Annotated in this window: 19 protein-coding genes; 7 read left to right on the top strand and 12 right to left on the bottom strand. The window is 71.2% G+C overall.

The genetic code is table 11. The features are described 5' to 3' along the window. Positions 1-2: 2 nt before the first annotated feature. Genes ACBR40_RS23430 through ACBR40_RS23415 form a run of 4 tightly spaced genes read right to left on the bottom strand, consistent with a single transcriptional unit; the run spans position 3 to position 4,033 of the window. On the bottom strand, positions 3-572 hold the full coding sequence (locus ACBR40_RS23430) for an ATP/GTP-binding protein (RefSeq protein WP_344209201.1): 570 nt from the start codon (positions 570-572) through the stop codon (positions 3-5). Further along, positions 553-921 (bottom strand): DUF742 domain-containing protein, encoded by a 369-nt coding sequence (locus tag ACBR40_RS23425; protein ID WP_371250112.1) that lies wholly within the window; start codon positions 919-921, stop codon positions 553-555. The genes ACBR40_RS23430 and ACBR40_RS23425 overlap by 20 nt, the downstream gene beginning before the upstream one ends. Positions 922-932: 11 nt before the next feature. Beyond that, positions 933-1,343, bottom strand: a complete 411-nt coding sequence (locus tag ACBR40_RS23420) for a roadblock/LC7 domain-containing protein (RefSeq protein ID WP_218156204.1) — start codon at positions 1,341-1,343, stop codon at positions 933-935. Positions 1,344-1,348: 5 nt separating this feature from the next. After that, complete coding sequence (locus tag ACBR40_RS23415) at positions 1,349-4,033, bottom strand: nitrate- and nitrite sensing domain-containing protein (RefSeq protein ID WP_371250111.1); 2,685 nt, start codon at positions 4,031-4,033, stop codon at positions 1,349-1,351. Positions 4,034-4,451: 418 nt separating this feature from the next. Between ACBR40_RS23415 and ACBR40_RS23410 the strand changes: the two genes are divergently transcribed. The 5 genes from ACBR40_RS23410 to betA are packed head-to-tail and all read left to right on the top strand — an operon-like array spanning position 4,452 to position 10,923. Then, a complete protein-coding gene (locus ACBR40_RS23410) occupies positions 4,452-5,432 on the top strand; it encodes a glycine betaine/L-proline ABC transporter ATP-binding protein (RefSeq protein ID WP_344209205.1) in 981 nt (326 codons plus the stop codon). Continuing rightward, entirely contained in the window at positions 5,429-7,345 is a 1,917-nt protein-coding gene (locus ACBR40_RS23405; RefSeq protein WP_371250109.1) for an ABC transporter permease, read from the top strand. The genes ACBR40_RS23410 and ACBR40_RS23405 overlap by 4 nt, the downstream gene beginning before the upstream one ends. Continuing rightward, the gene (locus tag ACBR40_RS23400) at positions 7,342-8,313 is read left to right on the top strand and encodes an ABC transporter substrate-binding protein (RefSeq protein ID WP_344209209.1); all 972 of its coding nucleotides are present in this window, start codon (positions 7,342-7,344) and stop codon (positions 8,311-8,313) included. Before ACBR40_RS23405 ends, ACBR40_RS23400 begins: the two co-directional genes overlap by 4 nt. Before the next feature lie 49 nt (positions 8,314-8,362). Then, a complete protein-coding gene (locus ACBR40_RS23395) occupies positions 8,363-9,301 on the top strand; it encodes an ABC transporter substrate-binding protein (protein ID WP_371250108.1) in 939 nt (312 codons plus the stop codon). Beyond that, the gene (gene betA / locus ACBR40_RS23390) at positions 9,298-10,923 is read left to right on the top strand and encodes a choline dehydrogenase (RefSeq protein ID WP_371250107.1); all 1,626 of its coding nucleotides are present in this window, start codon (positions 9,298-9,300) and stop codon (positions 10,921-10,923) included. The genes ACBR40_RS23395 and betA overlap by 4 nt, the downstream gene beginning before the upstream one ends. Here the strand turns inward: betA and ACBR40_RS23385 are convergent. Further along, the gene (locus ACBR40_RS23385) at positions 10,916-11,680 is read right to left on the bottom strand and encodes a TetR/AcrR family transcriptional regulator (RefSeq protein ID WP_344209216.1); all 765 of its coding nucleotides are present in this window, start codon (positions 11,678-11,680) and stop codon (positions 10,916-10,918) included. The genes betA and ACBR40_RS23385 overlap by 8 nt on opposite strands. A 79-nt stretch (positions 11,681-11,759) precedes the next feature. On the opposite strand from ACBR40_RS23385, the gene ACBR40_RS23380 reads away from it, so the two are divergent. Both ACBR40_RS23380 and ACBR40_RS23375 read left to right on the top strand, forming a co-directional pair. Then, complete coding sequence (locus ACBR40_RS23380) at positions 11,760-12,710, top strand: ATP-binding cassette domain-containing protein (protein ID WP_371250106.1); 951 nt, start codon at positions 11,760-11,762, stop codon at positions 12,708-12,710. Further along, the gene (locus ACBR40_RS23375; RefSeq protein ID WP_371250105.1) at positions 12,707-13,495 is read left to right on the top strand and encodes an ABC transporter permease; all 789 of its coding nucleotides are present in this window, start codon (positions 12,707-12,709) and stop codon (positions 13,493-13,495) included. The genes ACBR40_RS23380 and ACBR40_RS23375 overlap by 4 nt, the downstream gene beginning before the upstream one ends. 4 nt (positions 13,496-13,499) lie before the next feature. Here the strand turns inward: ACBR40_RS23375 and ACBR40_RS23370 are convergent, their stop codons facing one another. The 7 genes from ACBR40_RS23370 to ACBR40_RS23340 all read right to left on the bottom strand — a co-directional run bounded on the left by ACBR40_RS23370 (position 13,500) and on the right by ACBR40_RS23340 (position 21,912). After that, complete coding sequence (locus ACBR40_RS23370; protein ID WP_329583880.1) at positions 13,500-14,075, bottom strand: ATP/GTP-binding protein; 576 nt, start codon at positions 14,073-14,075, stop codon at positions 13,500-13,502. After that, positions 14,056-14,418, bottom strand: coding sequence for a DUF742 domain-containing protein (locus tag ACBR40_RS23365; RefSeq protein ID WP_091093418.1), 363 nt, complete (start codon positions 14,416-14,418; stop codon positions 14,056-14,058). The genes ACBR40_RS23370 and ACBR40_RS23365 overlap by 20 nt, the downstream gene beginning before the upstream one ends. 26 nt (positions 14,419-14,444) lie before the next feature. After that, a complete protein-coding gene (locus ACBR40_RS23360) occupies positions 14,445-14,867 on the bottom strand; it encodes a roadblock/LC7 domain-containing protein (RefSeq protein WP_020546575.1) in 423 nt (140 codons plus the stop codon). Positions 14,868-14,888: 21 nt separating this feature from the next. Then, entirely contained in the window at positions 14,889-17,795 is a 2,907-nt protein-coding gene (locus ACBR40_RS23355; RefSeq protein WP_371250104.1) for a nitrate- and nitrite sensing domain-containing protein, read from the bottom strand. Positions 17,796-17,944: 149 nt separating this feature from the next. Then, positions 17,945-20,170, bottom strand: coding sequence for a [protein-PII] uridylyltransferase (locus ACBR40_RS23350; RefSeq protein ID WP_371250103.1), 2,226 nt, complete (start codon positions 20,168-20,170; stop codon positions 17,945-17,947). Between the two features lie 96 nt (positions 20,171-20,266). Continuing rightward, positions 20,267-20,605, bottom strand: coding sequence for a P-II family nitrogen regulator (locus ACBR40_RS23345; protein ID WP_329583889.1), 339 nt, complete (start codon positions 20,603-20,605; stop codon positions 20,267-20,269). Then, positions 20,602-21,912 (bottom strand): ammonium transporter, encoded by a 1,311-nt coding sequence (locus ACBR40_RS23340; protein ID WP_344209230.1) that lies wholly within the window; start codon positions 21,910-21,912, stop codon positions 20,602-20,604. The genes ACBR40_RS23345 and ACBR40_RS23340 overlap by 4 nt, the downstream gene beginning before the upstream one ends. Positions 21,913-22,047: the final 135 nt, after the last annotated feature.

Below are 22,047 nucleotides of genomic sequence, written 5' to 3'. Positions count from 1 at the left end.
AGTCAGCGGGCGCGGGCGGCGAGGGCGTGCTCGACCAGCGTGATCAGGGTGCTCTTGACCGCCTGCCGCTCGCGCGCGTCGGTGCGCACGATCGGCACGTGGGCGGAGAGCGTCAGCGCCTCCCGCACCTCGTGCTCGACGTGCGGGAACTCGCCGTTCCAGCCGTTGAGCCCGACGACGAACGGCATCCCCGCCTCCTCGAAGTAGTCGATCGCGGGGAAGGCGTCGGCGAGGCGCAGGGAGTCGACCAGCACGACCGCGCCGATCGCGCCTTTCACCAGGTCGTCCCACATGAACCAGAACCGGTGCTGTCCGGGCGTGCCGAACAGGTAGAGGATCAGGTCGCGGTCCAGCGAGAGCCGGCCGAAGTCCATGGCCACCGTGGTGGTGGTCTTGCCAGGGGTGTGCGCCAGGTCGTCGATGCCCTGCGACGCCTCGGTCATCACCGCTTCGGTGGTGAGCGGCATGATCTCCGAGACCGCACCGACGAACGTGGTCTTGCCCACCCCGAAGCCGCCGGCCACCACGATCTTCGTCGAGGTGAGCCCGGCGTCAGAGCCTGCGAAGTCCACTGAGAACCCTTTCGAGCAGGCCGCGATCCGGCAGGCCCGCCTCAAGCTGCGGCTGGTAGACGCGGACCAGACCGTCCGCCTCCATGTCGGCGACCAGCACCCGTGCGACGCCGAGGGGAACACTCAGCAGAGCCGAGATCTCCGCCACGGATCTTACCTGGCGGCACAGCTCGCTGATCGCACGGTGCTCGCGGGGGTAGGTGGGGCCGAGCTGCGCCGACGTGGCAGAGGACACCAGGGCCTCCATCGCCAGGGCGCTGCGCGGGGTGGTGCGGCCGCCCGTGAGGGCGTACATGCGCACCAGCGAGCTGCGCTCAGGCTCGGCCTCACCGTTGTGCCACGATGCCACGATCGCCTCCCCTACCACGGACGCCCGGACAGCTCCGCCCGCACCGCGGGCGTGAGCACCTGTCCCGCGCGCTCCACCAGGATCGTCATCTGGTACGCCACCAGCCCCATGTCGCAGTCGGGCGCGGCCAGCACCGCCAGCGACGAGCCGTCGCTGATCGACATCACCAGCAGCAGGCCGCGTTCCATCTCGACCAGGGTCTGGGTCACGCCGCCGCCCTCGAACACGCGGGCCGAGCCCGCCGTGAGGCTGACCAGGCCGGCGGCGATGGCGGCGAGCTGGTCGGCGCGGTCCTTCGGGAACCCGCGGGAGAACGCCATGGGCAGGCCGTCGGCGGAGACGACCACGGCGTGCGCGACGCCGGGCACCTCGTCGACGAAGCTGCTCACCAGCCAGTTCATGTCCCTGGCAGCTTGACTCAGCTCCTTCATGAGTCCTCCTCAAGCTCGGACCGGCCCTTACGCACGCCCTGCTGGTAGCTGGCCAGTCTGCTGCGTAACCGGTCGGGGGACAGCGGAGGAGCGGGAGCGGGCGGCGGTTGCGGGTTCGCGGTGCCCGGTACCAGGTTCGCTCGCGGCGTGCGCTTCGGCAAGCCGGAGCTCGTGGTCCCGCCCTGGACGGGCTCGGCGGCGGTGCCGGCGGCCTGCCAGCCGGTGTCTGCGGGCGAGGACCAGCCGGGGTCGCGCTCCCGGTGGTCGGCGGTGGGCGAGGGCTTGCTGAACCAGCTGCTCTCGTCCTCGACCGCGGCGAAGATCGGCAGGAACTCGTCCTTGGGCGGCTCGGGCGGGTACGACGGCAGCGGCGTGGCGAACGACGGGTACGACCCCGTCACGTGCGGCGCCTCCAGCGAGGAGGAGCCGGTGCCCGTGTGCGGCGAGCTGAACCAGGACGACGGCTCCGGCAGCGCCGCGTCGAACGACGGGTGCCCGGCGAAGGGCGCCACCGGCGCGGCGGGCTGCCGCGGCGCCGGCGGCACGGGCGGCACGGGGGACGCGACCGGCGCGGCCGGGATCGACGTCATCGGCGGCCCGGAGGGCATGGCGGCCATCGGCGGCTGCCCGTGCTGGAGGCCGTGCTGCAGACCCTGTTGCAGGCCGTGTTGCTGGCCGTGTTGCTGGCCGTGCTGCTGGCTCTGGCCCGGCAGCGCGCCGTTCACCGCCGTGAGCAGCATCGGCGGGACGAGCACCATCGCGGTCAGCCCGCCGACGTCCTGGCGGCGGAGCTGCACCCGGATGTTGTGCCGCAGCGCCAGCCGCCCGACCACGAACAGGCCCATGCGCCGCGACACCGACACGTCCACGACGGGCGGGTTGGCCAGCCGGTGGTTGGCCTCGGCCAGCTCCTCCTGGGTCATGCTGATGCCGTTGTCGGTGACCGACAGCAGCAGCGAGCCGCCGTCGATGCGGCTGCTGGAGATGATCACCTTGGTGTCGCGGGACGAGAACGACACCGCGTTCTCGACCAGCTCGGCGAGCAGGTGCACGACGTCGGTGACGGCCTGGCCGGCGATGGCGACGTCCGACTGCACCTGGATGCTGACCCGGTCGTAGCTCTCGACCTCGCCGAGCGCTGCGCGCACGATGTCCATGACCTCGACCGGCTCGCTCCACTTGCGCGCGGCCTCCTGCCCGGCGAGGACCAGCAGGTTCTCGCTGTTGCGGCGCATGCGGGTGGCGAGGTGGTCGAGCTTGAACAGGTCGGCCAGCCGGGTGTCGTCGCGCTCGCCGCGCTCCAGCTTCTCGATGAGCGTGAGCTGCCGCTCGACCAGGGTCTGGCTGCGCCGCGACAGGTTGACGAACATGGCGTTGACGTTGGAGCGCAGCCGGGCCTCGTCGCCGGCCAGCCGCACGGCCTCGCGGTGCACCTCGTCGAAGGCGCGGGCGAGCTCGCCCACCTCGTCCTTCGTGAAGATGCCGATGGGCGGGACCTCGGCCGCGATCTCGCCGTCCCGGGACTCGCGCAGGTGCTGGACGAAGGCGGGCAGCCGGTGCCCGGCGATCTCCAGTGCCTCGCTGCGCAGCCGGCGCAGCGGGCGCACCATCGAGCGGGCCACGCCGGTGGTGACCAGCAGCACGGCCACCAGCAGGGCGAGCACGGCGCCCGCGACGACCCAGGCGCTGCGGCGCTCGGCGGCGCTCAGCTCCTCGCTGCGGGCGAGGATGCCGGCGGCCTGGCGCTTCTCGACCGTGCGCATGGCGTCCACGACGGCCTTGGACGCCTCGAACCACTCCCTGGCGTCGTCCTTCTTGGACAGGTCCAGGCCGCGCAGCGGCAGGCCGTTCGTGGACCTGATGAGCACGAGTTCGCGCAGGAACAACATGCGCTCGGCGACGTTGCCGTTGACGGTCTCGTCGAAGAAGCGACGTTCGGCGGCGGTGGCCTCGGCGGCGAAGGCCCTGCGCTCGGCGGCCTCGCCGGCCTGCCGGCCGAGGAAACGTTCCAGCTGCTCGGGGTCGAAGGCCCCTTCGGTGAGCACGACGGTGACCAGGGCCTGCTGGTAGGCGACGCTCTCCTTGACCCGGGCGAGCGCGTCGAGCATGCGGGTCTGGCGGAACAGCTCGTCGTCGGAACTGCCCTTGATCAGCTCGTTGTGCGTGGCGAGCAGGTCGGCGATGACCGTCGTGTAGAGCTCGACGGCCGGGCCGGGCAGCAGGTTGGCCTCCAGGGCCTGCTTGCGCAGCGCGATCAGGTCGTCGAGCCGGTTGAGCAGCTGTTCGAGCTGGTCGGCGGTGCGGCCGGTGACCTCGCCGAGGAGCTCGCGGGCGATGGCGCGGACGTCCCTGGCCGCGAGGTCGCTCTCGTCCATCTGGTTCTGGACGTCGTTCAGGGCGCTGGCGGGCCGGTTGCGGGCGATGTACCAGGACATCCTGGCGCGTTCGCCGGAGACGGCGTGCGTGAGTGCGCCCAGCTCCTCCGAGAGGCGGGCGAACTGGTTCGTCCTGGCGTAGTCGCCGGCCGCGGAGGTGGAGGCGAGCACCTGGATGCCGCCCAGCAGGACGGCGGCGGCCGTGGGGATGAGAATGAGCGCCACGAGCCGTGCCCGTACCCGCCAGTTGCGCAGCCGCCAGTTGCCTTCGCCGGTCTGCCTCCTCTGGCTCAGCTGTGTAGTCACCGGAACGCACCTCGCCCGAATCGGCGTATAAGGGAGGGGCCTGTGTCCCCTGAGGAAATCAGCAAGTGCCGGTAATTGGAACACATCACGTGGCAGGGAAGCTACCCAAACATATCGCGACAAAAATCTATCTGTGTGGTACGCCGGGAAAATCTGGAGTTCCAAGTTCCGGACCGGTCCAGCCGGAAATGCGCCTCCAAGTCACCCGCTGTCGCCCGATGGGCGGTTTGAACGTTTCAAAGCAATAACACCCCGGAAGCACGCCGATCTCCGGACGGTCACACCGTTGAGATCGACATTAATCACGCCATATGTTGAGCGACGGCAAACGAGGAGGCGAGTAGTGGGGGATTCTCCCGACAGCGCGGCAATCAGCGTCACGGGCCTTTGGAAGATCTTCGGATCCCGGGCGCGCAAAGTGCTGGACAGCGAGGACCGGCACCTCGAACCCGCCGCGCTGCGCGAGAAGACCGGCTGCACCGCCGCCGTACGTGACGTGAGCTTCGAGGTGCGCCCCGGCGAGGTCTTCGTGGTCATGGGCCTGTCGGGCAGCGGCAAGTCCACCCTGGTCCGGTGCCTGACCCGGCTGATCGAGCCCACGGCGGGCACGATCACGATCGGCGGCGAGGACGTCGGCCGCGCCTCGCCCGCCCGGCTCCGCGAGATCCGCCGCCACCAGGTCAGCATGGTCTTCCAGCACTTCGGCCTGCTGCCGCACCGCAAGGTGGTCGACAACGTCGCCTACGGCCTGGAGATCCAGGGCACGCCCAAGGCCGACCGGCACGCGCGGGCCGGCGAGATCCTCTCCCTCGTCGGCCTCGACGGCTACGCCGACGCCTACCCCGACCAGCTCTCCGGGGGCATGCAGCAGCGCGTCGGCCTGGCCAGGGCGCTCGCGGTGGACCCGCAGGTGATGCTGTTCGACGAGCCGTTCAGCGCGCTCGACCCGCTCATCAGGCGCGACATGCAGGCCGAGGTCATCCGCCTGCACCGCGAGGTCGGCAAGACGATGGTGTTCATCACCCACGACCTGTCCGAGGCGCTCAAGCTGGGCGAGCGGATCGCGATCATGCGGGCCGGCTCGATCGTGCAGCTCGGCACAGCCGAGGAGCTGGTGGGCGCGCCCGCCGACGACTACGTGGCCGACTTCGTCCGCGACGTGCCGCGCAGCCACGTGCTGACCCTGCGCTGGATCATGCGCTCCCCCGAGCCCGGCGAGGCGCTGGACGGGCCCGAGCTGCCGGCGACCACCCTGGTCAAGGACGCCATCGGCGTGGCCTCGGCCTCCGCCCGCCCGATCCGGGTCGTGGACGGCGGCGAGCTGGCCGGCGTCGTGGACCGGGTGGACCTGCTGACGTTCCTGTCCGGTGAGGACACGCCGGTCAAGGCGGGGGCATGAGCAGCACCACGGCGGTCGGCGCGCCCTCCAGGCTCAGGCTCCCCCGCTGGGCGGCCCCGGCCGGCGTGGCGGCGCTGATCGTCGTGGCCTACCTGGTCTTCCGCGGCACGGGCACGCTGCCGCACGACAAGGAGGCCCCGCAGTTCCTGGCCGTCACCGACCTGCGCGAGTGGATCGACGGGCACCGCAACGAGAGCCCGCTGTTCCTCTACTTCCTCAACTACATCCGGCTCTTCGTGGGCTCGCTCTACGACCTGTTCTCCGGCGCGCTGGCGGCGCTCGGCTGGCCCGGACTGACCGGCGTGCTGGGCGGCCTGGCCTGGCTGGCCGGCGGCTGGCGGATCGGGCTGCTCGCGGTCGCGGGCGTGAGCACGTTCGGCGTGCTCGGGCTCTGGCAGTCCAGCGTGGACACCCTCGCCCTGGTCGCGGTGGCCGTGCTGCTGTCGCTGGCGATCGGCGTCCCGATCGGCGTCTGGGCGGGCCGGTCGGCACGGGTGCGGCGGGCCGTCACGCCGGTGCTGGACGTCATGCAGATCATGCCGACGTTCGCCTATCTGGCCCCGCTCGCGCTGTTCTTCCACATCGGCGCCCCGGCCGGGGCCATCGCCACGATGATCTACGCGATCCCGCCGGCCATCCGCATCACCGCGCTGGCCGTCTCGGAGGTCTCCCCCACGGCCGTCGAGGCGTCGGGGTCGCTCGGCGCCACCGGCCGCCAGACGCTGTTCAAGGTCGTCCTGCCGCTGGCCCGGCCCACGATCGCGCTGGCGGTCAACCAGACGATCATGATGGCCCTGTCCATGGTCGTCATCGCGAACCTGATCGCCGCACCCGGGCTCGGCGGCGACATCATCCGCGGCCTGTCGCGGGCCCAGGTCGGCATCATGCTGCCGGCCGGGGTCGCCGTCGTCGTCATGGCGATCGTGCTCGACCGGATGACGACGGCGCCGGCCCGCCGGGGCCCCCACGCCCGGCTGCGCCGGCTCGACCTCGCCGCCGCGGGCGCGCTGGCCGTGGCCGGCCTCGCGCTGATCCCCGTGCTGCCGCGCGCCTGGCCGGAGGGCTGGACGCTCAACCTCACGGCCGAGATCAACGCCGCCGTGCGGTGGGCCGAGACGAGCTGGTACCCGGTCACCACGTTCGTCAAGGACCAGACCTCCGTCCTACTGCTCAACCCGCTGGAGTCGCTGCTCACCTCGGCCCCCTGGTGGCTGGTCGCGCTGACCGTGCTGGCCGTGGCCTGGCGGGTCAGCGGGCCACGGGCGGCGCTGACCGCGCTCGGCTGCCTGCTGGCGATCGCGCTGCTCGGCACGTGGGAGCACGCCATGCAGACGATGACCACGGTGGCGCTCGCGGTGCTGGTCACCCTGGTGATCGGCCTGCTGCTGGGGGTGGCCGCGGCCCGCTCGCCGCGCTGGTCCGCCGTCCAGCGCCCGCTGCTGGACGCCGCCCAGACCATGCCGGCCTTCGTCTACCTGCTGCCCGCGCTGGCGCTGTTCGGGACCACGAGGTTCACGGCCATCTTCGCCTCGGTCATCTACGCCGTGCCGCCCGTGGTGCGCCTGGTGGAGGACGGCATCAGGGCCGTGCCCGCCGAGGTCGTCGAGGCCGCCGTGTCGGCCGGCTCCACCCCGGGCCAGCTCCTGTGGAAGGTGCAGCTCCCGATGGCCCGGCGGGCCATCCTGCTGGCCGCCAACCAGGGCATCGTGATGACGCTGGCCATGGTGGTCGTCGGCGGCCTGGTCGGGGCGGGGGCGCTCGGCTACGACGTGGTGGTCGGCTTCTCCCAGCGCACCGACTTCGGGCTGGGCTTCGTGGCCGGCGTCGCGACCGTGCTGCTCGGAGTCATGCTCGACCGCATCACGCAGGGCGCGGACCGGCGCCCTTCCCCCCACAGAAGGAAAAGCACATGAAGATCCGCCTGCTCGCAGGCTTGCTCGCTCTTGGGATGGCCGCCGCGGGATGCGGCGGAGCCACGGTCGAGACCTCCCCCAGCGCCTCGGCCGGCGCCCCGCAGGGCGGCGCCGGCAGCTCGACGGGCACCGTCAAGATCGCGATCAACCCGTGGGTCGGGTACGAGGCCAGCGCGAACGTGGTGGCGTACCTGCTGAAGAACGAGCTCGGCTACACCGTGGAGCTGCCCGAGATCAAGGAGCAGCTCGCCTGGGAGGGCTTCGAGAACGGCAGCGTCGACGTCATCATCGAGAACTGGGGCCACCCCGACCTCAAGAAGTCGTTCATCGAGGAGAAGAAGGTCGCGGTCGAGGCCGGCTCCACCGGCAACAAGGGCGTGATCGGGTGGTACATCCCGAAGTGGATGGCCGACAAGTACCCCGACATCACCGACTCCAAGAACCTCAACAAGTACGCCGACCTGTTCAAGACCTCCGAGTCGGGCGACAAGGGCCAGTTGCTGTTCGGCGACCCGTCGTACGTCAGCAACGAGGACGCCCTGATCAAGAACCTCAAGCTGAACTACAAGGTCGTGGTGGGCGGCAGCGAGGCGGCCCTGATCAAGAGCGCCCAGCAGGCGCAGGAGCAGCAGAAGCCGCTGCTGTTCTACTTCTGGGACCCGCACTGGCTGTTCAACAAGACCCAGCTCGTCCGGGTGAACCTGCCCGCCTACACCGAGGGCTGCGACGCCGACCCGAAGAAGGTCGCCTGCGACTACCCGGAGATGGACCTCGACAAGATCGTCAGCAAGAAGTTCGCCGACACCGGTGGCAAGGCCTACGAGCTGGTCAAGAACTTCAACTGGACGAACGAGGACCAGAACGCCGTCGCCAACGACATGACCAACAACGGCATGACCGGCGAGCAGGCCGCCAAGAAGTGGGTCGAGGCCAACACCGCCAAGTGGCAGGCCTGGATCCCCAAGTGACCCCTTCCGGCCGCGGCCCCTCGGTCGGGCCGCGGCCCCGGAGACTCTCATGCGCTTGAAGACGCTCGCCGCGCCGCTGGCCGCGGCCGTTCTGCTCCTGACGTCCTGCTCCAGCGAGGAGCCCGGCGCCGCCACCGGCGCCAAGAAGACCGTCAACCTCGACGTCCACGCCTGGGTGGGCTACGAGGCCCAGGCCGCCGTGCTGAGCTACCTGCTGGAGCACGAGCTGGGCTACACGGTGAACACGCGGAAGATGAAAGAGGAACAGTCCTGGCGTGATTTCGAGACCGGCAAGGTCGACGTCATCATCGAGAACTGGGGCCATCCCGACCTGAAGAAGCAGTACATCGAGCAGAAGAAGGTCGCGCTGTCGGCCGGGCTCACCGGGAACAAGGGAGTGATCGGCTGGTACGTCCCCGAGTGGATGGCCAAGAAATATCCCGACATTACGGACTACCGAAACCTCAATAAGTACGCAAGCCTCTTCCGGACCGAAAAAACCGGAAACGCCGGTCAGATCCTGGACGGCGATCCGACGTTCGTGACGAATGACGAGGCTCTGGTACGCAACCTCCGCCTGAATTACAAGGTCGTCTACTCGGGCAGCGAGGACGCGTTGATCAAGGCGGCGCAGGACGCGACGAAGAATCGGACGCCGCTGCTCATGTATTTCTACGAGCCGCAATGGCTGTTCACGAAGGTGAAGCTGGTCAAGATCGCGTTGCCGGCGTACGCCGTCGGCTGCGACGCCGACGCGGCCAGGGTCGCCTGCGACTATCCGCCGTACCTGCTGGACAAGATCGTCAGCCGCGGCTTCGCCGAGAAGGGCGGCCGGGCCTACGAGCTGGTCCGCAACTTCACCTGGACCAACGACGACCAGAACCGGGTCGCGAGCGCGATGATCAACGACAGCAAGACGGCCGAGCAGGCCGCCGCCGAGTGGGTGGCGGAGAACAAGATCGTGTGGAAGGACTGGATCCCCCGGTGAGGTTCGACTTCGTCATCGTGGGCGGCGGCTCGGCCGGTTGCGCCCTGGCCAACCGGCTCAGCGCCGACCCCGCCACGTCGGTGCTCGTGCTGGAGGCCGGGCGCCCCGACAGCCTGTGGGACGTCTTCATCCACATGCCCGCCGCGCTGATGTTCCCCATCGGCAACAGCCGCTACGACTGGAAGTACGAGTCCGAGCCGGAGCCGCACCTGAACGACCGGCGCGTCTACCACGCGCGGGGCAAGGTGCTCGGCGGCTCCAGCAGCATCAACGGGATGATCTTCCAGCGGGGCAACCCGCTGGACTACGAGCGGTGGGCGGCCGACCCGGGCATGAAGCACTGGGACTACGCCCACTGCCTGCCCTACTTCAAGCGCATGGAGAGCTGCCTCGCCGACCCGGGCACCGACTACCGCGGCGGCGAAGGGCCGCTCAAGCTGGAGCGCGGGCCGGCCGAGGGGCCGCTGTTCGAGGCGTTCTTCGCCGCCGTGCAGCAGGCCGGGCACGCGCTGACCGACGACGTCAACGGCTACCGCCAGGAAGGCTTCGCCGCCTTCGACCGCAACGTGCACCGGGGCCGCAGGCTCAGCGCCGCCCGCGCCTACCTGCATCCGGTGCGCCACCGCCGCAACCTCACGGTCCGCACCCGCGCCTTCGTCGAGCGGGTGCTCTTCGAGGGCACCCGGGCGGTGGGCGTACAGGTCGGCGGCGAGCGCATCGACGCCGGCGAGGTGATCCTGTGCGGCGGCGCGATCAACTCCCCGCAGCTCCTCCAGGTCTCGGGCGTCGGCCCCCGCGCGCTGCTCGAACCTCTCGGCATCGACGTGGTGCACGACCTGCCGGGGGTCGGCGAGAACCTCCAGGACCACCTGGAGGTCTACGTCCAGCACGCCTGCCTGCGGCCGGTGTCGCAGCAGCCGTCGCTGCAGCTGTGGCGGCGGCCCTTCATCGGCGCGAACTGGCTGTTCCTGCGGCGCGGCCCCGGCGCCACGAACCACTTCGAGGCGGGCGGGTTCATCCGCTCCAACGACGACGTGGCCTACCCCAACCTGATGTTCCACTTCCTGCCGCTCGCGGTCCGCTACGACGGCTCGGCCCCGGCCGGGGGGCACGGCTACCAGGTGCACATCGGCCCGATGTACTCCGACGCGCGCGGCTCGGTCCGCATCACCTCGGCCGACCCGCGCGTCAAGCCCGCCCTGCGCTTCAACTACCTGTCCACCGAGCAGGACCGGCGCGAGTGGGTGGAGGCCGTCAGGCACGCCAGGACCATCCTGTCCCAGCCCGCCTGGGACGGCCTGGACGGCGGCGAGATCTCCCCCGGCCCCGAGGTCGAGACCGACGAGGACATCCTCCGGTGGGTGGCCAAGGACGCCGAGACCGCGCTCCACCCGTCGTGCACCTGCCGGATGGGCACCGACGAGCTGTCCGTCGTGGACCCGGACACCATGCGCGTGCACGGCCTCGACGGGCTGCGCGTCGTGGACGCCTCCGCCATGCCCTACGTCACCAACGGCAACATCTACGCGCCGGTCATGATGCTCGCCGAGAAGTCCGCCGACCTCATCCTCGGCAACACCCCGCTGCCGCCCGAGCCGGTGGAGTTCTACCGGGCTACGTAGCGCGGCGCTCGACCAGGGCCTGGATGCCGTCCAGCACCCGCTGCAGGCCGAACTCGAAGGCGTGCTCGGGGCTGTAGGCGGCGTTCATGGCCTCGCCGGCGGCCTGGCCGACGCGGGTGGCGACCGGCCAGCGCTCGGTGTCGGCGATGCGCGCGAAGAAGGGCCCGTGCGCGGCCCACCACTGCTCGTCGGTCAGGCCCGTCTGGCTCTCGACCTGGGCCGACTCGACCGCGCCCCTGGCCGTGCCGTGCACGAAGCCGGTGATCAGGGTGATCACCGCGTCCATCTCCACGTCGCTCAGGCCGATGCCGTCCACGGCGCGCAGCTCGTAGTCGTACTTGGCGGTCACGTTGGGGCCGAGCACCGGGCGGCTCGCGGCCACCTGGAGCAGCCAGGGGTGGCGCAGGTAGAGCGCGAAGTTCTCGCGGGCGATCTGCTCCAGGCGGCCCCGCCAGCCGCCGGGGACGTCGTCGGGGCGGGCGGTCTCGCCGTAGACCGTGTCGAGCATGACGTCGAACAGCTCCGGCTTGCCCGGCACGTACGTGTAGAGGGACATCGTCCCGACGCCCAGCCGCTCGGCCACGCGGCGCATGGACAGCGCCTGCAGGCCCTCGGCGTCGGCCACCTCGATCGCGGCGCGCACGATGCGCTCGACGCTCAGCTCCGGCTTTCCCTTGCGGCTGGCCCGCTCGCTGGTGCGCCAGAGGAGGGCGAGGCTGCGGGCGGGGTCGCCCTTTCCCGGGTGTTCGACGGTCACCTTCGTACGGTACACCGTACGGTTGCCCTTTTGAATCGTAGTCTGTACGGTACGGCGTACGTTTGGGAAGGAGAGCGTGATGACGGCGGTGCTCGCACGCGGGTTGCGCAAGACATACGGCGACAAGACGGCCTTGGACGGCCTCGACCTGGACGTGGGCGAGGGCACGGTCTGCGGCCTGCTCGGCCCCAACGGCGCGGGCAAGACCACGGCTGTACGCATCCTCACCACGCTCCTGCGCCCGTCGGGCGGCCGGGCCGAGGTGGCCGGGCACGACGTCGTGCGCCGGCCGCGCGAGGTGCGCCGCAACATCGGCCTGGTCGGCCAGCACACGGCCGTGGACGAGCTGCTGACCGGCCGGCAGAACCTGGAGCTGTTCGGCCGTCTGCACCACCTGGGCGCGGCGGCGGCACGGGCGCGGGCGGGTGAGCTGCTGGAGCGGTTCGGGCTGCGGCACGACGGCCCGGCCAAGGACTACTCGGGCGGCATGCGCCGGCGGCTCGACCTCGCCGCGAGCCTGATCCTGGCGCCGCCCGTGCTGTTCCTCGACGAGCCGACGACGGGCCTCGACCCGCGCAGCCGTACGGAGATCTGGCGCGCGGTGCGCGAGCTGGTCGCCGGCGGCACGACCGTCCTGCTGACCACGCAATACCTGGAGGAGGCCGACCGGCTCGCCGACCGGATCGCGGTCGTGGACGCGGGCCGGGTGGTGGCCGAGGGCACGCCGGACGAGCTGAAGTCCCGGCTCGGCGGCGACCGGCTGGACGTGGTGATCCATGCCCCCGAGCGGCTGGCGGAGGCCGCGGGGATCGCGGCCCGCGCGGCCGACGGGCCGGTCGAGTCCGACCCCGACGCCCGCCGCGTGTCCGCGCCCGTGGCCGACCGGGTGAAGGCCCTCACGGAGGTCCCGGCCGCACTGGCCGCGGCCGGGATCGAGGCCGAGGACATCACCGTACGGCGGCCGACCCTGGACGAGGTCTTCCTGACCCTGACCGCCACCCCCGCGAGAACCGGAGGAGAGCACGCATGACCGCGCTGCGATGGGCGCTGGCCGACGGCTGGACCGTCGCCCGGCGCGACCTGATCCACTGGCGCAACCAGCCGATGACCGTGGTCTTCGGGATCGCCTTCCCGATCATGATCACGCTGGCCTTCGGCTACCTGTTCGGCGGCGCCGTACGGGTGCCGCAGGGAGCCGGCTACTTCGATTTCCTCATGCCCGGCATGTACGGCATGACGATGCTCTTCGGCCTGAGCGCCACCATGGTCGCCGTCTCGGCCGACGCCGCCAAGGGCGTCACCGACCGGTTCCGCTCGCTGCCCATGTCACCCTCGGCCGTGCTCGTCGGCCGGGCCGTCGCCGACCTGCTCCACTCGGCGCTGATCCTCGCCGGCCTGCTGGCCTGCGGGCTCGCCGTGGGCTGGCGGCCGGCCACGGCCGGCGGGGCGCTCGGCGCGGTGGGCCTGCTGCTGCTCCTGCGCTTCTCGCTGCTGTGGGCCGGGATGTATCTCGGCCTGGTGGCGCGCGAGCCGGGCGCGGCGGTGGTCGTCCAGACCCTGGAGTTCCCCGTCGGGTTCCTGTCGAACGCCTTCGTCGCCCCCGGCACCATGCCGGGCTGGCTGGGCGCGATCGCCGAGTGGAACCCGCTGTCGTCCACGGTGGCCGCGGCCCGGCAGCTCTTCGGCAACCCGGGCTGGGGCGGCGGCTCCTGGGTGGCGCAGCACCCGGTGCTCATGGCCGTGGCGTGGCCCGTGGCCATCACCGCCGTGTTCTTCGTCCTGTCGGTCCGCCGCTACCGGCTGCTGGACCGGTAGGCGCTCAGTGGACGGCGGCGCGCAGGCGTACGACGTGCTCGACGAGCGTGATCAGCGTCGCCTTGACCGACTCGCGGTTGCGGGCGTCGGTGCGGACGATCGGCGTGTGCGGCGAGAGCGCCAGCGCCTCCCTGACCTCCGGGTCGGAGTGGACGAACTGCCCGTCCCAGCCGTTGATGCCGACGACGAACGGCAGCTTCGCCTCCTCGAAGTAGTCGATGGCGGGGAAGCTGTCGGCCAACCGGCGGGTGTCGACCAGGACCACGGCCCCGATCGCGCCCTTCACCAGGTCGTCCCACATGAACCAGAACCGGTGCTGTCCGGGCGTGCCGAACAGGTAGAGGATCAGGTCCCGGTCCAGCGAGAGCCGGCCGAAGTCCATCGCCACGGTCGTGGTCTGCTTGTTGGGGGTCATCCCCAGGTCGTCGATGCCCGCGGACGCGTCGGTCATGACCGCTTCCGTGGTGAGCGGGAGGATCTCGGACACCGCCCCCACGAACGTCGTCTTGCCGACGCCGAAGCCCCCGGCCACGACGATCTTCGTCGAGGTGAGGCCGGGGCTAGAGCCTGCGTAGTCCACTGAGCACCCTTTCGAGCATGTTGAGGTCTGGCTGTCCCTGCTGGAGGCGTGGCTGGTGCAGGCGGACAAGCCCTTCGTCGGACATGTCCGCCACGAGCACCCTCGCCACGCCCAGCGGGACACGGAGCAGGGCCGAGATCTCGGCGACCGACCGGAACGTCCTGCAGAGCTGCATGATGGCCTCCTGCTCGGGGGTGAGCAGAGCCATCTCGGCGTCCGGGATCGACATCGAGGAGATCAGGGTCTCCATCGCGAGGTGGTACCGCGGCTCGGAACGACCGCCCGTCACCGCATAGGGACGAAACAGGGGCTCTTCTTCCCCGATCCCGTCACTGCCGTACACGGCCCGCTCCCATCAGTTCCATCACATCACCGCGCCCTGGCTGCCTGCAGTTCGGCGCGCAGGGCGGGCGTGAGCGCCTGTCCCGCCCTGTCTACCAGCAGCGTCATCTGATACGCCACCAAACCCATGTCACAATCCGGACCCGCCAGCACGGTCAGCACCGAGCCGTCGCTGATGGCCATGACGATCAGCAGCCCGCGCTGCATCTCGACGACGGTCTGCGTCACCGCGCCGCCCTCGAACACCCGGGAGGCGCCCACGGTCAGGCTCAGCAGGCCCGCGGAGACCGCGGCGAGCTGGTCGGCCCGGTCCGGCGGGAACCCCTCGGAGGCCGCCAGGCAGAGCCCGTCGGCCGAGACGACCACGGCGTGCGCGACTCCGGGCGTGTTGCGGACGAAGTCGGTGATCAGCCAGTCGAAGCGGTGCGCCTCATGGCTCAGCGTAGTCACGCATCCTCCCCGGCGGGACGCTTACTCACTCTGTTCCTCCTGTCGACGTACTTCCTGGCGGCCCCGTCGCACACCCTGCTGGAAGCTGGCCATCCGGCTGCGCATCCGGTCCGCGGAGACCGGAGGCGGCGCGGGGGCCTGCGGCTGCTGCTGCGCCGGCGACGGCTGGGCGGCCGTGCCGGGCACCAGGTTGGCCTTGGGGGTCCGCTTGGGAAGCCCGGCGGCGGTGATGCCGCCGAGGCTGGGCTCGCTGGCCTTGGCCGCCGCCTGCCAACCGGCGTCGGCGGCCGTTCGCCACGATTCCTCCCCAGAGGGTACGGCTTGCGCGGACGTGGCCTCACCCCCGCCCGTCGTCTCCGACGGGGCCGGGCTTTGCTCGCCCGGCGGGCGCCGGAACCAGGCGGACTCCACCGACGCGAAGATCGGCAGATATTCCTCCTGGTCAGGCTCCATGGGCGACACGTCCACGGACGGGGCGGGGTCGGCCCTGCGCACGTCGTTGGTCGGGTACACGGGTGGCGGCGGCGTCTGGAACGCACCATTTCCCGATGCGTGGTGGACGCCGTTGACCGGCCGGGAGCCGCCGCTCGGGTACGACGGGTAGGACCCGGAGTCGAAGGAGGCGGGCGGCCGGCCGCGGTAGGAGCCGCCGTCGGTGTCGGCCGTGAAGGCGTTCACGCCCGGCTGGGCGGGGTCGGAGCCGTACGTGCCGTAGGCGTGCCTGGGCGTGCCCGGCGTGCTGTCGTAGCCACCGGGACCGGGCTGGGCGGGGCCGGGGCGGGCGGGGCCGCGCGGCACGTCCATCGACTCGAAGCTGCCGAACGACCGGAACGTCCCGTTGGGGACCGAGCCCGCCGGCCCCGAGTGCCGCCCGCCGAACCCCTGACCGGCGGCGGGGGCGGGGGCGGTGCCGCCGCCGAAGGCGGGCCGCTGCGGCAGCGGCTGCTCGCGGCCGTCGGCGATGAGCGCGGGCGGCAGCAGCACCATCGCGATGAGCCCGGCGCCGTCGCCCTTCCTGAGCTGGACCCGGATGCCGTGGCGCAGCGCCAGGCGGCCGACCACGAACAGGCCCATGCGCCGCGACACCGACACGTCCACGACGGGCGGCTCGGCGAGGCGGCGGTTGGCCTCGGCCAGCTCCTCCTCGGTCATGCTGATGCCGGTGTCGCTCACCGACAGCAGCGCGCCGCCGCCCTCGATGGGGCTGCTGGTGACGACGACGGGCGCGTTGCTCGGGGAGAACTGGATGGCGTTCTCGACCAGCTCGGCGACCAGGTGGACGAGGTCGTTGGCGCAGCTGCCGAGCACCGACGTGCCGCGGTTCACCCGCACCTGGACCCGCTCGTAGCCCTCGACCTCCGACAGCGCGGCGCGCACGACGTCGACCAGCTTGGCCGGCTGGCTGCGCCGCCTGGTGGCCTCGTGGCCGGCGAGGACCAGCAGGTTCTCGGAGTTGCGGCGCATGCGGGTGGCGAGGTGGTCGAGCTTGAACAGGTCGGCCAGCCTGGCGCCGTCCTGCTCGCCCTTCTCCAGGCCGTCGATGAGCGAGATCTGCCGCTCGACCAGCGTCTGCGTGCGGCGCGAGAGGTTGACGAACATCGAGCTGATGTTGCCGCGCAGCTCGGCCTCCTCGCCCGCGAGGCGCACGGCCTGCCGGTGCACCTGGTCGAAGGCGCGGGCCACGTCACCGATCTCGTCGTTGCCCTCGACGCCGATGGGGCGCACCTCGCCGACCTGGGCCTCGCCGTTGACGCGGAGCTGGCGCACCACGTCGGGCAGGCGGAAGCCGGCGATCTCCAGCGCCTCGGTGCGCAGCCGGCGCAGCGGGGTGACCATGGAGCGGGCGATGGCGACGGTGAGGAGCAGCACGAGCAGAAGTAGCGCTACGATCATGACACCGGCGATGATCGCGTTGCGGATCTCGGAGCTGCGCAGCTCCTGGCTGCGCAGGTTGACCTTGTCGGAGAGGTCCTTCTCGACGCCGTGCAGGACGTCGATCACGATCTGGTTCTGGTCGAACCACTCCTGCCGGCTGGCGCGGGCGGAAATCAGGTTGTCGGTGATGCGCACGCCGGGAGCCCGGCCGCTGGCCAGCGTGATCGCGCGTGACTTGGTGAGCTGGACGTTGACGTACTCGGGCTTGGCGGCCAGCGACTTGGACAGGTCGAGGCCGATCTCGGCGCCGGCCTCGGCGCCGACGGTGCTGATGTCGCTGAGCTGGCGGGCGTTGGAGGTGATGAACTGCTCGACCGTCTTGGCGTCCACCTTGGCGGTGTCGTAGCTGGCCTGCAGGAGCTGGACGCGCTGGCGGGAGACCTCCTCCTTGGCCGCGGCGAGCGCGCTGAGCGCGCGGAACTGCCCGACGGTCAGGGAGTCGTCCGACAGCAGGCCGAGCTCGTCGTGCAGGGCGAGGAGACTGTCGGTCAGGGTGTCGTACTGGGCGGTGTTGGTCTGGCCCTCCGCGCGGATGCGGGGCAGGCGGGCGAGGACGGACTTCGCCCGGTCGGCGGCCCTCACGGCGCGGGGGCCGTAGGAGTCGTCGATGGCGTCGAGATCGGTGCGCACCTGGGCGGCGAGGCCGTCGACGGCGGCCTTGCGCTGGGTGAGCGGCGTGGCGAGCGTCTTCTTCATCGCGCGGCTGGCCCCGATCCAGCCCGCGGTGTCACGCTCCAGCCCGATCGCCTGCAGCAGGTCGCGGATGTGGCCCGCCTGTTCGGCGGCGGTGGCCGTACGGTCGTAGTCGGCGATGCTCTGCACCGACTCGACCACGCGGGAGCCGCCCAGCACGACGGCGGCCACGGTCGGGACCAGGATGAGCGCCGTGAGGCGCCAGCGCACACGCCAGTTGCGCAGTCCGAAGCGCGACAGCGACCGTCCGCCGCGCTCACGCGGCGCGGCTGAGCCGCTGACGGAGTTCCCCGTAGTCACTGGTTCCGCTACCCCTCAATCATCCCGTGGTGATGTGCTCCAAAGCCGCCCAAACCATGAAGCCGGTCCACAAGGTATCCGAGCAAGTGTCACAACCGGCAATTCGGACACAATCGTTACAGTGGTGACCGACAGCCGTGCGCTGCCGGTTATCGCAGTGCGGCGAGCACGTGATCGCGGACTTGTGCCCGCTGCGCGTCGTCGCTGAGGGGGCGACCGGCGCGATCAACCACGTAGAAGACGTCCACCGCCTCCGCGCCGAGAGTCTCCACGCGAGCGGCCCGGACGTCAAGACCGCACTCCCCGAACGCCCGCCCGATCCGCCACAGCAGCCCCGGCCTGTCATGGGCCCTGACTTCCACCACGGTGGCCGTCGCGGAGGCGTCGTCGACCAGCGTCACCCGAGGTGGGGCCACCGGTACGCGGGGCGGTCGCACGGCCCGCGTGCGCCGCGCCAGCCGCTGCTCGATGTCAAGACGGCCGGCAAGGACGAGACGGAGATCGGACTCCAGGGTCGCCGGGTCGGGAGGGGAGCCGTACTCGGGGACCACGGAGAACTCGATCACCGCCGTGGAGCCGGCGGAGGCCGACGAGGCGGAGCGCACGATGAGCCGGTGCGCGGACAGCACGCCGGCCGCGCTCCACAGCAGCCCCACCCGGTCGGGGGCGACGACGGTGACGTTGCCGCCGGCCACGCGGACCGCGCCGCCGCCGTGCCGGGCCAGCGCGGCCTGCTCGGGCGACAGGGTGGGCGGTTTCGGCGGCGGCGAACCGGACAGCACCGACCGCACCCGGCGGACGAGATCGGCGACGAGCCCGGCCTTCCAGGAGTTCCAGGCGGCCGGTCCTGTCGCGTTGCCGTCGGCCACGGCGAGCGCGGCCAGCAGGTCGAGCACCTCGCGGCTGCCGACGGTGGCGGCCACCTTCTCGATGGTGACCGGGTCGTCGAGGTCGCGGCGGGTGGCGGTCTCGGGCAGCAGCAGGTGGTGGCGTACGACGGTGGCCAGCGTCTCGACGTCCCGCGGCGGCAGGCCGATGCGGGTGGCGATGTCGCGCACCACGACCTCGCCGGTCGCCGAGTGGTCGCCGGGCCAGCCCTTGCCGACGTCGTGCAGGAGCGCCGCGATCAGCAGGAGGTCGGGGCGGGAGACCTCGCGGGTGTGGCCGGCGGCGTTGGCGGCGGCCTCGATGAGGTGCCGGTCGACGGTGAAACGGTGGATCGGGTTGCGCTGCGGGCGGTGGCGTACGCGCTCCCAGTCAGGAAGCAACTTGACAATGATCCCGGCCTGGTCCAGCTCCTCCCAGACGGGCACGGCGGCGCGGCCCGCGCCGAGGATCGACACCAGCGCGTCGCGGGCCTCCTCGAGCCACGGCACCGGCATGGGAGGCGACTGAGCTGCGAGAACGGACACCGTGGCGGGCGCCATCGGCAGCCCGGAGTCGGCCGCGGCGGCCGCGGCGCGCAGCACGAGGACGGGGTCCGTACGCGGGTTGACGCCCCTCGCGAGCACGACCTCGCCGCCGTGCTCGACCACGCCGTCGGCGAGCGGGCGGCGGCCGCGCGGGGCCGGACCTGACAGGAGTCTGTCAACCGTGCGCCAGGTCGCGTCGAAGGCGTGGGAGACGGTGCGGCCGGCCTCGGCTAGGCGGCGCATGAGCGCCTCGGCGTCGAGCAGGCCGAGCAGCCCGGCGACGGCGTCCTGCTCCTGCAGGACCAGCCGGTCGGTGCCGCGGGCGGTGACGACGTGCAGCGCGTGGCGCACGTCGAGGATGAACTCGTGGGCCTCGCGGGCCCGGGGGCCGGGCGCGGAGGCGACCCAGGCCGCGGCCACGGCCTGCATGGCCTGGACGTCGCGGAGCCCGCCGCGGCCGTCCTTCAGGTCGGGTTCGAGCAGGAACGCCAGCTCGCCGCTGACCTGGGCGCGCTGGTCGGCGGCCTCCCGCAGCTCGCCGAGCCGGCGCCGGGAGTCGGCCCGCCACTCGGCGAGCACCGCCTCCCTGGCCTTCCTCGTCAGCTCGGGATCGCCCGCGACGTGGCGGGCCTGGATGAGGCCGAGCACGGCCTTGAGGTCCTGGCGGGCGACCGCGACGGCCTCCTCGACCGTGCGGACCGAGTGGTCGAGACCGACCGAGGAGTCCCAGATCGGGTACCAGATCCGGTCGGCGATCCTGGCGACGTCCGGGCGGCCGTTGTGGAGCAGGACCAGGTCGAGGTCGCTCCCGGGAGCCGGCTCGCCCCTTCCGAGGCTGCCGACGGCGACCAGTGAGACGTGGTCGCCGTCGCTCGCCGTGCGGAAGAGATCCTTGAGCCAGCGGTCGGTGTCCGCGGTCCGCTCCTTGCGGGCCGCGGCGTACGAACGGGCCTCTCCCCTCACCTCAGTGCCCCCTCACCTCAGTGCCCCGCCTGCCGGGCTCCGCCCGGCGAACCCTGTGTCCCGCTCCGACGCCGTTGTCGGAGCTCCTCCGGAACATCACAGGGCCTCCGGGCCCCTCTCTCCCGTGCGTACGCGGATCACGGTGTCCACGGGCACGGACCAGACCTTGCCGTCGCCGATCTTGCCGGTGTGGGCGGCCTTGACGATGACGTCGATCACGTCCTCGGCGTCGTCCTCCTCTGCGAGGACCTCCAGGCGAACCTTGGGCACCAGGTCGACCTGGTACTCGGCGCCGCGGTAGACCTCGGTGTGGCCGCGCTGGCGGCCGTAGCCGCTGGCCTCGCTGACGGTCATGCCCTTGACGCCGAACTGCTCCAGCGCGGCCTTGACGTCGTCGAGCTTGAAGGGCTTGATGATCGCGGTGATGAGCCTCATGCGTCCACCTTCTTGGGAGCGGGAGCCGTGGGACCGTTGGAGGAGGCCACGCCCGAGGCGTAGACCGTGCCGAGGTCGTACCCGGTCTCGGCGTGCGTGGTGACGTCGATGCCGGTGACCTCGTTCTCGGCGGGCACCCGGAAGCCCACCGTCTTGTCAATGATCTTGCCGATGATCCAGGTGAGGACGAAGGAGTAGCCGCCGACCGCGATCGGGCCGAGCACCTGCAGGCCGAGCTGGCCGAAGCCGCCGCCGTAGAACAGGCCCTCGCTCTGCTGGTCGAGGAAGGGGTAGGCGGCCAGGAAGCCGAGCGCGACGGCGCCGATGACGCCGCCCACCAGGTGGACGCCGACCACGTCGAGCGAGTCGTCGTAGCCGAGCTTGTACTTCAGGCCGACGGCGAAGGCGCAGATCGCGCCGGCCAGCAGGCCGATGACCATCGCGGCCCACGGGTCCACGAAACCGCACGCCGGGGTGATGGCGACCAGACCGGCGACCGCGCCGGAGGCGACGCCGAGGCTGGTGGCGTGCCCGTCGCGCAGCTTCTCGACCACGAGCCAGGCGCCGGCCGCGACCGCGGTGGCGACCTGCGTGTTCATGAAGGCCAGGGCGGCGGTGCCGTCGACGGCCAGCTCGGAGCCGGCGTTGAAGCCGAACCAGCCGAACCACAGCAGGCCCGCGCCGAGCAGGACCAGGGTGAGGTTGTGCGGCCGCATCGGCTCCTTGCGCCAGCCCTGCCGCTTGCCGATCACGAGGGCCAGGGCGAGGGCCGCCGCGCCGGCGTTGATGTGGACGACCGTGCCGCCCGCGAAGTCCTCGATGCCCATGGTGTTGAGCCAGCCGGTGCCCCAGACCCAGTGCGCCACCGGGAAGTACACCACCGTGGCCCACACGACGGTGAAGAGGATCCACGCGCCGAACTTCGCCCGGTCCGCGATCGCGCCGCTGATCAGGGCGACCGTGATGATGGCGAACGTCATCTGGAAGGCGGAGAAGATGAGGCTCGGCATGCCGGTGCCGTCGTCCTTGGTGGCGGTGTCCACCAGGCTCTGCAGACCCAGTGCGTCGAATCCGCCGACGAAGTTGTTGAGTGCCGAGCTGGGGTTGTCGGTGAACGCGAGCGAGTGACCGAACAGCATCCAGGTGATGGACACGGTGATGATGGCGCCGAACGACATCATCATCATGTTCAGGACGCTCTTGGCCCTGGTCATGCCGCCGTAGAAGAACGCGAGGCCGGGAGTCATCAGCAACACCATGGCGGTGGCGACGATCATCCAGGCAGTGGTGCCGCCGTCGATCTTCACGAAGCGACCCTCCTTACGTGTGACGTGTGGCCACAGCGTGTTCGCCCGGGGTTTCGTGCCACGACCAGGTGTGTTTCACATCTGTGAAACTCGCCACACAGGTGTTTCCGCCGCGTTTCGGACGTCTCACCTGTT

Origin of the sequence: Nonomuraea sp. AD125B (assembly GCF_041402765.1) — a bacterium.
Taxonomy (GTDB): Bacteria; Actinomycetota; Actinomycetes; order Streptosporangiales; family Streptosporangiaceae; genus Nonomuraea; species Nonomuraea bangladeshensis.
Note: the sequence above shows the minus strand (reverse complement) of the source record. Positions and strands in the feature narration are given on the sequence as shown.